Origin of the sequence: Pseudorhodoferax soli (assembly GCF_003337555.1) — a bacterium.
Lineage (GTDB): Bacteria > Pseudomonadota > Gammaproteobacteria > Burkholderiales > Burkholderiaceae_C > Pseudorhodoferax > Pseudorhodoferax soli.
The window spans coordinates 61,304-75,338 of record NZ_QPJK01000010.1 but is presented as its reverse complement, the minus strand read 5'-3'; the positions used below and the strand labels follow the sequence as shown (position 1 = coordinate 75,338).

15 protein-coding genes are annotated in these 14,035 nt (G+C 69.0%); 7 read left to right on the top strand and 8 right to left on the bottom strand.

The genetic code is table 11. The features are described 5' to 3' along the window. Nucleotides 1-68: 68 nt before the first annotated feature. The gene (locus DES41_RS29645; RefSeq protein ID WP_114471232.1) at nucleotides 69-581 is read right to left on the bottom strand and encodes an Lrp/AsnC family transcriptional regulator; all 513 of its coding nucleotides are present in this window, start codon (nucleotides 579-581) and stop codon (nucleotides 69-71) included. After that, the gene (locus DES41_RS29640; RefSeq protein ID WP_114471231.1) at nucleotides 578-2,002 is read right to left on the bottom strand and encodes a M20 family metallopeptidase; all 1,425 of its coding nucleotides are present in this window, start codon (nucleotides 2,000-2,002) and stop codon (nucleotides 578-580) included. Before DES41_RS29640 ends, DES41_RS29645 begins: the two co-directional genes overlap by 4 nt. Before the next feature lie 144 nt (nucleotides 2,003-2,146). On the opposite strand from DES41_RS29640, the gene DES41_RS29635 reads away from it, so the two are divergent. From DES41_RS29635 to DES41_RS29625, 3 genes are all read left to right on the top strand, one after another. Next, a complete protein-coding gene (locus DES41_RS29635) occupies nucleotides 2,147-3,040 on the top strand; it encodes a LysR family transcriptional regulator (protein WP_114471230.1) in 894 nt (297 codons plus the stop codon). Between the two features lie 242 nt (nucleotides 3,041-3,282). Next, nucleotides 3,283-4,299 carry a 1-aminocyclopropane-1-carboxylate deaminase gene (locus DES41_RS29630; RefSeq protein ID WP_114471229.1) on the top strand — a complete coding sequence of 339 codons (1,017 nt, stop codon included), beginning with the start codon at nucleotides 3,283-3,285 and terminating at the stop codon, nucleotides 4,297-4,299. 4 nt (nucleotides 4,300-4,303) lie between these two features. Beyond that, nucleotides 4,304-4,720, top strand: a complete 417-nt coding sequence (locus DES41_RS29625; protein WP_114471228.1) for a hypothetical protein — start codon at nucleotides 4,304-4,306, stop codon at nucleotides 4,718-4,720. 10 nt (nucleotides 4,721-4,730) lie between these two features. Here DES41_RS29625 and DES41_RS29620 read toward each other — a convergent pair whose 3' ends face one another. The 5 genes from DES41_RS29620 to DES41_RS29600 form a co-directional block, all read right to left on the bottom strand. Further along, nucleotides 4,731-5,516: a transporter substrate-binding domain-containing protein gene (locus DES41_RS29620; RefSeq protein WP_114471227.1), complete on the bottom strand. Its 786-nt coding sequence runs from the start codon at nucleotides 5,514-5,516 to the stop codon at nucleotides 4,731-4,733. A gap of 41 nt (nucleotides 5,517-5,557) precedes the next feature. Further along, nucleotides 5,558-6,352 (bottom strand): maleate cis-trans isomerase family protein, encoded by a 795-nt coding sequence (locus DES41_RS29615; protein WP_114471226.1) that lies wholly within the window; start codon nucleotides 6,350-6,352, stop codon nucleotides 5,558-5,560. 87 nt (nucleotides 6,353-6,439) lie between these two features. Then, a complete protein-coding gene (locus DES41_RS29610; protein ID WP_114471225.1) occupies nucleotides 6,440-7,261 on the bottom strand; it encodes an ABC transporter permease in 822 nt (273 codons plus the stop codon). 4 nt (nucleotides 7,262-7,265) lie between these two features. Further along, nucleotides 7,266-8,114, bottom strand: a complete 849-nt coding sequence (locus tag DES41_RS29605) for an ABC transporter permease (RefSeq protein ID WP_114471224.1) — start codon at nucleotides 8,112-8,114, stop codon at nucleotides 7,266-7,268. 98 nt (nucleotides 8,115-8,212) lie between these two features. Continuing rightward, nucleotides 8,213-9,241: an ABC transporter substrate-binding protein gene (locus DES41_RS29600; RefSeq protein ID WP_114471223.1), complete on the bottom strand. Its 1,029-nt coding sequence runs from the start codon at nucleotides 9,239-9,241 to the stop codon at nucleotides 8,213-8,215. Between the two features lie 286 nt (nucleotides 9,242-9,527). Here DES41_RS29600 and DES41_RS29595 point away from each other — a divergent pair, with 286 nt between their 5' ends. The 4 genes from DES41_RS29595 (at nucleotide 9,528) to argE (ending at nucleotide 12,837) form a co-directional block, all read left to right on the top strand. After that, the gene (locus tag DES41_RS29595; RefSeq protein WP_056665074.1) at nucleotides 9,528-9,941 is read left to right on the top strand and encodes a RidA family protein; all 414 of its coding nucleotides are present in this window, start codon (nucleotides 9,528-9,530) and stop codon (nucleotides 9,939-9,941) included. 5 nt (nucleotides 9,942-9,946) lie between these two features. Then, complete coding sequence (locus DES41_RS29590; protein ID WP_114471222.1) at nucleotides 9,947-10,618, top strand: DUF1028 domain-containing protein; 672 nt, start codon at nucleotides 9,947-9,949, stop codon at nucleotides 10,616-10,618. Between the two features lie 66 nt (nucleotides 10,619-10,684). Beyond that, a complete protein-coding gene (locus tag DES41_RS29585; protein ID WP_114471221.1) occupies nucleotides 10,685-11,668 on the top strand; it encodes a LysR substrate-binding domain-containing protein in 984 nt (327 codons plus the stop codon). Then, on the top strand, nucleotides 11,665-12,837 hold the full coding sequence (gene argE / locus DES41_RS29580; RefSeq protein WP_114471220.1) for an acetylornithine deacetylase: 1,173 nt from the start codon (nucleotides 11,665-11,667) through the stop codon (nucleotides 12,835-12,837). Before DES41_RS29585 ends, argE begins: the two co-directional genes overlap by 4 nt. Here the strand turns inward: argE and DES41_RS29575 are convergent, their stop codons facing one another. Further along, entirely contained in the window at nucleotides 12,838-13,980 is a 1,143-nt protein-coding gene (locus DES41_RS29575) for an alpha-hydroxy acid oxidase (protein ID WP_114471219.1), read from the bottom strand. Nucleotides 13,981-14,035: the final 55 nt, after the last annotated feature.

The window sequence follows — 14,035 nt, the reverse complement described above, 5'->3', positions numbered from 1 at the left end:
GCGGCCCAGGTGGGCGCGCGGCTAGGGCGGCGGCGGGGGCTGGGCCTTGCAGTGCATGGCGCGGCCCTTCAGATCGGCAGCTGCGTGGTCGACAGCACCTGCTTGAGCACCATGAACGAGCGCACCTGGCGCACGCCCGGCAGGTACAGCAGCTGCTCGGCGTGCAGGCGGTTGAAGCTGTCGTTGTCCTTGGTGCGCAGCATCATCATGTAGTCGAACTCGCCCGTCACCACATGGCATTCCAGGCAGCCCGAGACCTTCTGCACGGCCTTCTCGAAGTCGGTGAACGACTCGGGCGTGGAGCGGTCCAGCACCACGCCGATGATGACCAGCATGCCGGCGTTCAGCGGCCGCGGGTCCAGCAGGGCCACGATGCCCTTGATGAAGCCCTCGGCCTTGAGCCGTTCCACGCGGCGCAGGCAGGCCGGTGCGCTGAGGTTGACCTTGGCCGCCAGCGCCACGTTGGAGACCGAGGCGTCCCGCTGCAATGCACGCAGGATGGCGCGGTCGATGCGGTCGAGCCCGGCCGGCAAGGTGTCGGCCTCGGCTGCGCTGCGGCTGCGCGGGCGCTCGGCCTTCATGGCGCCACGCCCGCGGCCGTGCGCCGCCGTTGCGCGATGGCCGGGCCCTGCTCGGCCAGGTCCCAGAACAGGCCGGCCATGATCTGCAGCCCCTCGCGCGCCACGCTGCCCAGCAGGTGCTCGTCGGGCGCATGCTGGCTGCAGGCCGGGTAGGAGTGCGGCACCCACAGCGTGGGCAGGCCCAGCAGTTCGGCGAACACGTCGTTCGGCAGCGAACCGCCGAAGTTGGGCAACAGCGCCGGCGCCTTGCCGCTGCTGCGCCGCATGGAGTCCAGCGCCCAGTGCGCCCAGGGGTCGTCCGGGTCGAGCCGGGTGGCGGCCATGGCCTCGCCATCGGGTTCGACGGCCACATCGTCGAAGCCCAGCTGGTCCAGATGCGCGCGCAGGTGCTCGATGAAGTGCGCGCTGTCGGTGCCCACCACGAAGCGGATCTGGCACAGCGCGAAGGCCTCACCCGGGATGGCGCCTACGGGCGCGTCGGGGTTGCCGGTCTTGAAGGCCAGCACCTCGAGGGTGTTCCAGCCGTAGACGCGCTCGGTTGGCGTCAAGCCCGGCTCGCCCCAATCGGAATCGATGGCCGGGTCCGCCGGCCCGCCACCGACCTCGATGGTGGCCAGCGCCTGCCGCACATTGGCCGGCAGCTGGTCGGGCAGCAGGCTGCGCACCAGCACGCGGCCTTTGGCATCGACCAGGCTGGCCAGCGCATGGGCCAGCCGGGTACCGGCGTTGCGCAACAGGCCACCCCAGTTGCCGGAATGGTGGCCGCCCGGCCGCAGCCGCACCCGCAGGCGGAAGTTGAAGAAGCCGCGTGAACCGAGGAACAGCGTGGGCCGCGCCGCGGCCACGCGCGGCCCGTCCGAAGCGATGAACAGGTCGGCGGCCAGCGCCTCGCGGTGCAGCGCGCAGAAGGCGCGCAGGCCGGGCGAACCGATCTCCTCGCCCGTCTCGATCACCAGCTTCAGGTCGTAACCCAGCCGGCCACCGCGCGCCTGCAGCACCAGCGCCAGAGCCGCCAGGTTGATCGTGTGCTGGCCCTTGTTGTCGGCGCTGCCGCGGCCATACCAGCGGTCGCCTTCGACCGTCACGCGCCAGGGCGCCAGGCCTGCGCGCCACTGCGCGTCCTGGCCGCGCACCACGTCGGCATGGCCGTAGCTCAGCACGCCGAAGCTGGCGCCGGGCTCGGTGCGCTCGGCGATCAGGAAGGGGCCGCCACCGGCCACCGGGTTGTCGAGGATGCGGCAGGCAAAGCCCATGGCCTGCAGTTCGGGCGTGATGTCTTCGGCCAGGTAGGCGCGCAGCACCGGCGCACCGGCGGGGTTCTGGCTCTCGGTGCGCTGCGCCACGCGGCGCGCCAGCGTGTCGAAGAAGTGACCCTCGTCGAAGTAGGCCGCCGCGGCGGCGATGGCTTGTTCTCTGCGCATTCGGGTGTCTCCTTGCGGTGTCGGCTGGTGGGGCGGGAGGCTGGGACGAGCGCATGGTAGGCACCGCGCCGGTTTGCGAGAAGCAGAAAATTCAGATGTACGGTTTGCCAGAATGGCAAACCGACACGTTCCCGGACCCTCGCCATGGCCACGTCCCACCGGCTCCAGAGCACCGCCCTGCGCTACTTCCTCGAGGTGGTGCGCTGCGGCTCGATCAGCGAGGCTGCCCTGCGCGTCAACGTGGCCGGTTCGGCCGTGAGCCGGCAGATCGCGGGGCTCGAAGAAGCGTTGGGCCTGGCCTTGTTCGAGCGCCGCCCGCGCGGCATGACGCTGAGCCCGGCCGGTGAGCTGCTGGCCGAGCACGCGCGCAAGTCCGGCGCCGACGCCGAGCGCATCGCCGCCAGCATGCAGGCGCTGCAGGGCCTGGGCAGCGGCCATGTGCGCATCGCGAGTTCGGAGGGCTTCGCGCTGCAGTTCCTGCCCACGCTGATCGACGCGTTCCTGGCCCGGCACCGCGGCGTCACCGTGCACCTGGGCGTGGCGGCGCCGGCCGAGGTCACGCAGCGCGTGCGCCAGGCGGCCTGCGACATCGGCGTCGTCTTCAGCTACAGCCGCGTGGGCTACACCGACGTGAAGGTCGCGCACCGCCAGCCCGCCCCCGGCATGGCCGTGATGCGCAGCAGCCACCCGCTGGCCCAGCTCAAGCAGGTCACGCTGGCGCAGCTGCAGGGCCACCCGATGGCGCTGCCGGGCACCGACACCACGCTGCGCCAGCTGTTCGACATCGCCTGCATCAAGCAGCGCGTGTCGGTGGACACGGTGTTCACGAGCAACTACGTCGGCGCGCTGCTGCGCTTCGTCCGGCTGCGCGATGCCGTCACGCTGGCCAGCGAGATCTCGGTGCACGGCCTGCTGGCCGAAGAGGGCCTCAGCGCCGTGCCCATCCGCGACCGCACGTTCAGCGGGCGTGACATCGAGGTGCAGATGCGGCCCGAGCGTTCGCACCCCGAACTCGTGCGCGTGTTCCGGGATTTCTGATCGCGCAGCTGGCCGCGCCACGCGGCGCCAGCCGGCCGGCCGGCAAAAGCAGGACCGCCAAGAGCTGACACTCTTGAAATGGAATTTTCTTGCGTGCAGAGACGGATACACGCACGAAGGCATTGAATTGTTACGCGCAATCGAGGTTAGAGCCACCTACCCGCCGCTGATTTTGCAACCCTATTGCGTGGCATGCCTCCTATGCTTTGGGCCATCGACCACCCCGCCCACCAGGAGCCCGCATGAACCTGCAAAAGTTTGCCCGCCATTCGCTGACCTTCGGCCCCACGCCCATCCAGCCGCTCAAGCGCCTGAGCGCCCACCTGGGCGGCGAGGTGCAGCTCTACGCCAAGCGCGAGGACTGCAACAGCGGCCTGGCCTTCGGCGGCAACAAGACGCGCAAGCTCGAGTACCTGATCCCCGAAGCCATCGAGGGCGGCTACGACACGCTGGTGTCCATCGGCGGCATCCAGTCCAACCAGACGCGTCAGGTCGCCGCCGTGGCCGCGCACCTGGGCATGAAGTGCGTGCTGGTGCAGGAGAACTGGGTCAACTACGCCGACGCCGTGTACGACCGCGTCGGCAACATCGAGCTCTCGCGCATCATGGGCGCCGACGTGCGGCTGGACGCCTCGGGCTTCGACATCGGCATCCGCAAGAGCTGGGAAGAGGCGATGGACGGCGTGCGCCGTGCTGGCGGCAAGCCCTTCCCGATCCCGGCCGGCTGCTCCGAGCATCCCAAGGGCGGCCTGGGCTTCGTCGGCTTCGCCGAAGAGGTGCGCCAGCAGGAAGCCGAGCTCGGCTTCAAGTTCGACTACATCGTCGTCTGCTCGGTCACGGGCAGCACGCAGGCCGGCATGGTGGTGGGCTTCGCGGCCGACGGCCGGGCCGACCGCGTGATCGGCATCGACGCCTCGGCCAAGCCGCAGCAGACCTTCGACCAGGTGCTGCGCATCGCCAAGAACACGGCCAACCTCGTCGAGCTGGGCCGCGACATCACCGACAAGGACATCGTGCTCGACACCCGCTTCGGTGGCCCCGAGTACGGCCTGCCCAGCGAGGGCACGCTGGAGGCCATCCGCCTGTGCGCGCGCCAGGAAGGCATGCTCACCGACCCTGTGTACGAGGGCAAGTCCATGCACGGCATGATCGAGATGGTGCGCCAGCGCGAGTTCCCATCCGGCTCGCGCGTGCTGTACGCCCACCTGGGCGGCGTGCCGGCCCTCAGCGCCTACAGCTACATCTTCCGCAACGGTTGAAGCCATGCGGCGCGCGCCTGCCATGCAGTGGGTCTGCGCAAGCGGGGTGCTGGCCGCGGCGCAGTCGGCCGCCCAGACCTTCGCGCGCGAGCATGGCCTCGCCGTGGAACTGCGCCACCTCGCCGACGGGGCTGCGCTGCTGGACGCCAGCGTGGACTGCGAGACGCAATGGCGGCGCGGCCTGCGCCCGCGCGTGGACAGCCCGCTGGAGCGCTGGATCGCCAGCGCGCCCGGCCCCGTGCTGTGCATCACCGACGGCGAGCGCGCGCAGGCCGAGGCGCTGCGCGCCTTCGTGCCCGCGGGGCACGCCTACCTGGGTCTGTGGGGCGACGAGGCGCGCCAGCCCGAGGCCATCGCGCAGGCCGCGTGGCAGCTGGTGCAGGCCGGTGCGGAGCGCTGGCTCACCCTGGCGGTGGACTGAGCGGCCCCGTTCAGAGCGGAATGTCTCCCGTCGGGCGGCCGAGCCACTTGTTGGAGAGGCGGTCCGCTTCGCCGGACTTGCGCGCCTCGGTCACGATGTCGTTGATCTTCACCCGCAGCTTGTCCTCGCCCTTCGGGATCCCGATGAAGTTCGGGCTCTGGCTCAGCATGAGCTTGTATTCGAGACCGAGCTGCGGCTGCGTCTGCATCAGCCTGGACACCGCGGGCTGGCTGCTGCCCACGGCCGGCACCTGGCCGGAACCCAGTGCCGCGATGGTCGCCGCGTGGTCTTCGAAGCGCATCAGGTTGGTGCCCTTGGGCGCCACCTTGGTCAGTTCCTGGTCTTCGATCGTGCCGCGCGTCACGCCCACCGACTTGCCGTCGAGATCGGCAAAACTCTTGATCGTGACGGACTTGGGCGCGTAGATGCCGCTGATGAATGGCGAGTACGCCGCTGTGGTGAAGTCCACGACCTTCTCACGCTCTGCATTGCGCGCCAGCGTGGACACGACGATGTCGACCTTGCGGGTCTGCAGGTAGGGCACGCGGTTGGTGCTGGTCACCGGCACCAGCTCCGCACGCACACCCAGCTTGGCGGCGACGTGGTTGGCCATGTCCACGTCCAGGCCCTGGGGCTTCATGTCGATGCCCACGAAACCATAGGGCGGGTAGTCGGTCGGCACCCCGACGCGGATCACCCCGGCCTTCACGATGTCGTCCAGTGCGTTCTGGGCGATGGCGCCCATGCTGGTCAGGACGCACGCGGCGCAGACGATGGTGCGGCGAAGAAAGGGCATGGCGGAACTCCGGTAGGGTTGGAAAACGAAGGGTGCAGGCTTCACCGGCCGGTGCTGTCAGCTGCCCGGGCCAGGCGCTTGGCGAACAGCTGGCCATAGCCGGGGCGCGCGCCGGCAACCTGCAAGGTCTCCAGGCAGTGCCAGAATGAGGCCTGCACGGCCGAGATGACCGGCTTGCCCAACGCCTGCTCGAGTGCCTCGATGGCGCCGACCGAGCGGAAGTTGGTGCAGCTGATGAAGATCGCGCTGGCCTCGGGGTGGTCCACCGAGCGGACCAGGTCGTAGACCTTCTCGAGCGGCACCTCCGCCAGCGCGCGGTCTTCGTCGATGCGCAGGTTGGCGTGCTGCACGACCTGGTGGCCGTTCTCTTCCAGGAAGCGGATCGCCTTGGCATGCACGGCATCCACGTAGGGCGAAGCCAGGGCCACCTTGCCTGCCCGCACCTCTTTGAGCGCCGCCAGCGTCGCGGTGGAGGCGGTGTTGACGCGCACGCCCGGCACCCACTGCTGCATCTTCGCGATGAGCGCGTGGTCGTAGGCCGTGCCATGCAGGAACGACGCGCTGGTGCCGCCAAAGCACATCAGGTCGATCGGTGCGGAGCCCACCAGCCGGGCGGCCTGGGCCAGCTCGGGGGAATTCATCATCTCCTCGATGCCTTCCACCGTCACCTTGGGCAGCTTGATGCGCGTGGTGTGCACGGAGACGCCGGGCGCGGCCATCGCCGACCACTCGGCATCCATCACGATGCTGGAGGCGATGTAGATCAGGCCGAGCTTGCAGAGGTGGCCTGAGCCGTCGTAGCGAAAGACCGGTGGGGGAAGGGCGTCGGGGTGCATGGGTTGCGGAAGGTCGGGGGCTGTGGGATGGGTTGGACGGGTGCGCATGGACGGCGCCGGCAGCGTGGGCGGCTCCGTGTTCGCGGCTCAGTGCTCGCCCTCGATGTTGAGGATCTTGCCCAGCCCCAGGAAGTAGTTGGCGAAGGCCAGCACGCTGGCCGTCACCGCGATGTAGACCACCGAGAGCGCGGCCAGCGTCGGGTCGGCGAACTCGCGCACGTAGTTGTACATGGCGACTGGCAGCGTCTGCGTGTCCTGCGTGGTAACGAACAGCGAGGCCGTGAACTCGCTGAACGACATGATGGCCGCGAACAGCCAGCCGCCGAACAGCCCGGGCGCCAGCAGCGGCACCGTCACGGTCAGCAGCACCTTGCGTGGCGAGGCGCCCAGGCTGGCCGCGGCCTGCTCCAGGCGCTCGTCCAGGTTCTCCATCGACACGTACACGCTGCGCATCACGAAGGGCAGCACCAGCATCACATGGCACAGGATGGCGATGCCGTAGCCGCGCTGCACCGAGGCCTGCGACACCAGGATCAACAGCCCCAGCCCCAGTGTGAAGTGCGGCACCACCAGCGGCGAATGCAGGATGGCCAGCAGGGTCTGCTTGCCCTTGAACTCCAGCCGCTTCACGGCAATCGACAGGCAGGTGCCGATCACCAGAGCCAGCGACGACGACCAGCCGGTGATGACCAGGCTGGCGCGGAAGCCGTGCTGGAAATCCGGGTAGCTGAACACCCGCGCGAACCACTTGAGCGAGTACGACTCGGGCGGAAACGTGAGGATGGCCTTCTCGTTGAAGGCCGCGATGGTGACCACCACCACCGGCAGCAGCACGAAGGCCAGCAGGATGGCGATCAGCACGGGGCCGGCGATGCGCAGCGGCAAGGGCAGGGCGCTCTGGATCTTCATGGTGTCAGTGCCCGCCGATGGCCTTCAGGCGCCTGGTCAGCTGGGCCAGCGCCAGCCGCGCGGCCGCGGTCAGCAGCAGGCCGACCACGCTCAGGCTGGCGGCCAGCGGGAAATTCATGGACGAGAAACCCAGCTGGTAGACCAGCGTGGACACGGTGGGCACGCGGCCACCGCCGATCATCTGGGGCGTGGCGAAGGCGCTGAAGGTCCAGGCGAACGCGGTGGTGATGCTGGCCAGGATGCCGGGCATGGACAGCGGCAGCGTCACGGTGACGAAGGTCTTGACCGGGCCGGCGCCCAGGCTTTGCGCGGCCTTCTCGTAGTCGCGGTCGATGTGCGAGATGGCCGTGGCCAGCATCAGCACCACCACCGGGATGGTCACGTGCACCAGCGCCACCAGCACGCCCAGGTGCGTGAACATGAGTTCCAGCGGCCACTCGATCACGCCGAGCCGGCGCAGCAGGCCGTTGATGAAGCCGTTGCTGCCCAGCACCGCGATCCAGGAGTAGGTGCGCACGATCTCGCCCAGGAACAGCGGCGTGATGGACACCACCAGGATGAAGGACTTGAGCGCGCGGTGGCGCACGCGCACCAGCGCATAGGCCAGCGGGTAGGCCACCAGCAGCGAGAACACCGTCGTCTCCACGCTCAGCAGCAAGGTGTTGGCGAACGCGCTGAGGTAGATCGACTTGGTCAGCCCGCTGAAGTTCTCCAGCGTGAAGCCGCCCACGTCCAGCGAGCCCGGCACGAAGGCGCGGAAGCTGAACTGCAGCACGGCGAACAGCGACACCGCAATGCCCGCCGCAACAATGACGGCCGGAGACACCAGCCAGGCCCGTAGATCGGAACGCATTCCTGCCCTTCTCAAGATTCCAGAAGCTCCATTGGCGCGGGAGACGGCCCGGCCTTGCGCCCGCGCCCGTCTCCCCGCCGCACGGTCCCGTGGCGGGATCAGTTCATGATGTTTTCAGTGAACCACTTGCGCCATTCGGCGGTCTTCTCGGCGCGCAGCTTGTTGTCGATCACGATGGCCTGCGTGTCCCACTGTTCCTTGGTCGTGAAGACGCCGGGCAGCTTGGCGTCCTCGGCCGACACCTTGGCATTGCCGACGACCGGGCTGGCCTTCTTCGACGCGACGATCTTCGACTGCACGTCGGCCGACAGCGCGATGTTCAGGAACTTGTAGGCCAGGTCGGCCCGGGTCGTGCCCTTCATGATGGCCATGGTGTCCACGCCCAGCACGGCGCCTTCCTTGGGCATCACCACCTTGATCGGCACGCCCTGGCTGGCCATGTGGTACGCGTTCATCGACAGGATCACCTCGACGGGCGTCTCTCCGGTGGCGATCAGTTGCTGGGCGTTGGCATCGTTGGTGTAGAACGCCTTGAAGTTGGGCTTGAGCGCCTTGAGCTTGTCCTGGCCCTTCTCCCAGCTCGCGGCATCGCCGCCCGACAGCATGGCCGACACCGCGATGATGTGGCTGGGGTCGAAGTCGGGCGCGCTGATCTTGCCCTTGAGGGCCGGGTTCCACAGGTCGTTCCAGCTTTCCAGCTTGATGCTCGCGGGCACCAAGTCCGGGCGGTAGCCGATGGAGTAGACGTAGGCCCAGCTGCCGATGTGGAACGGGCTGATCTTGGCGCGGTCGACCAGGTGCGTGTAGTTCGGGATCTTGGCCGTGTCGAGCTGCTCGAACAGGTTGCCGCTCACATAGAGCCAGCCCACGTGCGAGGTCGTGAAGGTGATGTCGCTCTCGGGCTTGGTGGCCAGCTTGGCCTTGTTCAGGCGGTCGATGGTGCCGCCCGTCACGTACTTCACGGGCACGCCGGTCTGCTTGGTGAACTCCTTGCCGATGTTCTCGTCGATGAGGTCACGGAAGCTGCCGCCCCAGGTGCTCACCACGAGCGCGTTGTCCTGTGCCCAGGCCGTGGTGCCGCCCAGCGTGGCCGAGAGCGCGCACAGTGTCAGAAGCTTGCGAATCATTGATTGACCTCGATCGAGAAAGTTGAACATCTGCCGGTATCGAACATGCCCGGGCGCCGGTGGCGGCACCCCGCATCACGGACCGGATCATGGGAACGCCGGCCCGTGCGGCCAAGTCGCCTTTTACGTAGAGGTGCCTCAAATTTTCCGAGGGGCCGGCGCGGGATGCCGCTCGGAAATTCCTAAACGGTCGCCCGGAAAAAACAAATGGCGCCGATGGCGGGCAGGCATGACCATGCCGTTCCCGACGCCACCGGCGTCCTTCGCCACCAGAGCGCAGCCGACCATGAAGCACACCCGCATCCGCCCCTTCAACACCAAGCTCACCTACCCGGAACAGAAGCTGGACAACGACCTGTGCCAGGCCGTCGTGGCGCGGGGCAGCACGGTGTTCCTGCGCGGGCAGATCGGCCAGAACCTGGACACCTCGGAGAGCGTGTGCATCGGCGATGTGGCCGGGCAGGCCGAGCAGGCCATGGCCAACATCGCCATGCTGCTCAAGGAGGCCGGCGGCGAGCTGCAGGACATCTGCAAGATCACCATCTACCTCATCGATCCGCGCTACCGCGAGGCCGTCTACCTCGTGGTCGGCCGCTGGCTCAAGGGCGTGTTCCCGGTGTCCACCGGCATCGTGGTCTCGGCCCTGGCGCGCCCCGAATGGCTGGTGGAGATCGACGCCACCGCCGTCATCCCGGACTGAGCGCCATGACCTTCTCCATCGTCGCGCGCTGCCCCGCCACCGGCCAGTTCGGTGCCGCCGTGGCCTCGTCCTCGCCCGCCGTGGCGGCACGCTGCGTGCGCGGCCGCAATGGCGTGGGCGCCGCCGCCAGCCAGAACATCACCGACCCCGACCTGGGGCCGCTGCTGCTCGACCTCATGGCCGCCGGCCGGACGCCCGAACAGGCCGTGGCCGAACTGCAGCAGCGCCCCTTCATCGACTACCGCCAGCTGATGGCCATCGACGCGCAGCACCCGCCGGTGGTGTTCACGGGCGCCAATGCGCTGGGCACGCTGGCAAGCGTGGTCGGCACGCACGCGGCCTGCGCCGGCAACATGCTGCGCGACCGGCAGGTGCCGGCGGCCATGCTGGCGGCCTTCGAGCAGGCCGAGGGCGCGCTGGCCGAGCGGCTGATGCAGGCCATGCTGGCCGGCCAGGCCGCCGGCGGCGAGGAAGGCCCCGTGCATTCGGCCGGCCTGCTGGTCTACGGCGCGCAGGACTGGCCCATCGTCGACCTGCGGCTGGACTGGGTCGAGGCCGATCCGGTGCAGGCGCTCCACGCCACCTGGAAGATCTACGAGCCGCAGCTGCAGGCCTACGTCACACGCGCGCTGGACCCGCGCGCCGCACCCAGCTTCGGCGTGCCGGGAGACCTCTGAAAAGCGCGTCGCTACACTGGCCCGTTGCCTTTTCCGCGCCGCTCCGGCGCGCCTTCCTGTACCGACATGCTCAACCGCGTATCCCTGCGCCAGATGGAGTACTTCGTCGCGACGGCCAAGCACGGCAGCATCGCTGCCGCCTCCGCGCAGATCCACATCTCCTCGCCCTCCATCTCCGCGGCCATCGCCCACATCGAGAGCGAACTCAACGTGCAGCTGTTCGTGCGCCATCCTTCCAAGGGGCTCGGGCTGACGGCCATCGGCACCCTGGTGCTGAACCAGTGCCAGGACGTGCTCGAACGCTCGTCGCGCCTGTACGAGATCGCTTCGGACTCCGGCGACGTGATGCAGGGCGCGCTGCGCGTGGGCAGCTTCCAGTCGCTCACGGCCATGATCGCGCCGGAGGTCATCTTCGGCTTCTCGCGCGCGTTCGAGCGGGTCGAGATGCAGATGGTGGAGGGCGACCAGGAGGTCCTCATGAACAAGCTGCGTGCGCTGGAGATCGACCTGGCCCTGACCTACGACCTGCGGCTGGACGACGACATCGCGTTCGAGAGCCTGGCCACGCTGCCACCCTACGTGCTCGTGAGCGAACTGCATCCGCTGGCGCAGCAAAAGGCCGTCACCTTCGAGGAACTGGCGCCCCAGCCCTTCGTGCTGCTGGACCTGCCCATGAGCCGCGAGTACTTCACCTCGCTGTTCGCCAGCGCCGGCGTGACGCCCAACATCGTGGCGCGCTCGCGCTCGGAAGAGGTGGTGCGCTCCATGGCGGCCAACGGCATCGGCTATGCGCTGTTCAACGTGCGGCCCAAGTCCAACTTGGCGCTGGACGGCAAGCGCCTGGTGCGCGTGCGCCTGGCCGGCAAGCACCGCCCCATGCTGCTGGGGCTGGCCACGTACAAGCCCATGAAGCAGTCGCGGCTCACCCAGGTCTTCATGGAGCGCTGCCGCGCCTACATCTCCGACCAGTACATCCCGGGCATGAGCGCGGCCAGCTTCTTCGACCCCCATCTGGTGGCGCCCACCGCGCCGCCCGCGACACCACCATGACCCCTGCGCCCTCCGCCAGCGTCGCCCTGCTGCAGACGCTCATCGCTTTTCCCTCGGTGTCGCTGCAGCCGAACGACGGGCTCATCGCCAAGGTGCAGGAGATCCTGGCCCAGGCCGGCATCGCCTCGACGCGCGCGCCCGACCCCGAAGACCCACGCCGCACCAACCTGTTCGCCTCGGTCGGCCCCGAGGGCGTGCCGGGCGTGCTGCTGTCCGGCCACACCGACGTGGTGCCCGTGGAAGGCCAGCCCTGGACTTCTCCGCCCTTCGAGGCCACGCACAGGGATGGCCGCATCTACGGCCGCGGCACGGCAGACATGAAGGGCTTCGTCGCCTGCGCGGTCGTGGCCATGGTGGCGGCGGCCGGCCGCCCGCTGAAGCAGCCGCTGCAGCTGGCGTTGTCCTTCGACGAGGAGATCGGCTGCGTCGGCGTGCGGCACCTGCTGCGCCGGCTCGAGAACCAGCTGCCCGCGCCCACGCTGTGCATCGTCGGCGAGCCCACGCTGATGCGCATCGGCACCGGCCACAAGGGCAAGGCCGCCTACCGCGCGGTCTGCTGCGGCCAGGCCGGGCATTCGGGCCTGGCGCCGCAGTTCGTCAACGCCATCCACATGGCCAGCGACCTCGTGGCCTCGGCGCGCGAGGTGCAACGCGAACTGGCCGAGACCGGCCCGCGCGAGGAAGGCTACGGCGTGCCCTATTCCACCGTGCACGTGGGCACCATCCAGGGCGGCAGCGCGCTGAACATCGTGCCCAGCGCGTGCGAACTCAGCTTCGAGATCCGCCACGTCGCGCAGGACCAGCCGGCGCAGATCCTCGCGCGCATCCTGCAGCGCCTGGCTGCGCGCGTGGAGCGCGAGGCCCAGCACGCCGATGCGCCGCTGCCCGAGGTGACCCTGCGCAACAGCTACCCCAGCCTGTCCACGCCCGAGGACGCGCCGGCCGTCGGCCTGCTGCGCACGCTGTTGCCCGCCGGCACACCCACGACCCGCGTCGACTACGGCAGCGAGGGCGGCCTCTTCCAGCAGAGCTGGCAGCAGACGACCGTGCTGGTCTGCGGCCCCGGCAGCATCACCGTGGCGCACAAGGCCGACGAGTACGTGGAGCTGTCGCAGCTGGAGGCCTGCGACCGCATGCTGGCCGGCCTCGTCGACCACCTCTGCCGCTGATCAACCGAGCCGCAGGATGCTGCGGTCCACGGCGCGGATGTCGGTGCGGCCGCAGAAGGCCATCGACAGGTCGAGCTCGGTGTGGATGATCTCCAGCGCCTTGGCGACGCCGGGCTCGCCGAGCGCGCCCAGGCCGTACAGCATGGCGCGGCCGATGTAGGTGCCGCGCGCGCCCAGCGCGATGGCCTTGAGCACGTCCTGGCCCGAGCGGATGCCGCCGTCCATGTGCACCTCGACCTGCGCGCCGACGGCTTCGACGATGTGCGGCAGCATGGCGATGGACGACGAGGCGCCGTCGAGCTGGCGCCCGCCGTGGTTGGACACCACGATGGCGTCGGCACCGGCGGCCACGGCCAGCCGCGCGTCCTCGGGCTCCTGGATGCCCTTGACGATGAGCTTGCCGCCCCAGCGCTTCTTGATCCATTCCACGTCCTGCCACGACAGGCGTGGATCGAACTGCTCGCGCGTCCACTCCACCAGCGAGCCGATGTTGTCCACGCCCTTGGCGTGGCCGACGATGTTGCCGAAGTGGCGGTGGCGGGTGCCCAGCATGTTCCAGCACCAGCGTGGCTTGCTGGCCAGGTTGGCCAGGTTGCGCAGCGTGGGCTTGGGCGGTGTCGACAGGCCGTTCTTGCGGTCCTTGTGCCGCTGGCCGAAGACCTGCAGGTCCATCGTCACGACCAGCGCCGCGCAGTGGGCGGCGCGGGCCCGCTCGATCAGCCCCTCGACGAAGCCGCGGTCGCGCAGCACGTAGAGCTGGAACCAGAACGGGTGGTGGCCGGTGGCCTCGGCCACGGCCTCGATCGGGCAGATGCTCATGGTGGAGAGCGTGAACGGGATGCCGAAGCGCTGCGCGGCGCGCGCGGCCAGGATCTCGCCGTCCGCGTGCTGCATGCCTGTGAGCCCGGTCGGCGCGATGGCCACCGGCATGCGCACCGCCTGGCCCACCATGGTGCTGGCCGTGCTGCGTTCGGCGATGTCGACCGCCACGCGCTGGCGGAACTCGATGGCGCGCAGGTCCGCCTCGTTCTTGCGGTAGGTGTATTCGGTCCACGAGCCGGTGTCCACGTAGTCGTAGAACATGCGCGGCACGCGTTTTTTCGCCAGGACCCGCAGGTCCTCGATGCAGGTGATCTCGGGCATGCAAACTCTCTCGGGAAAATGAAAGGGCCGCCGGATCGCAAGAATCCGGCAGCCC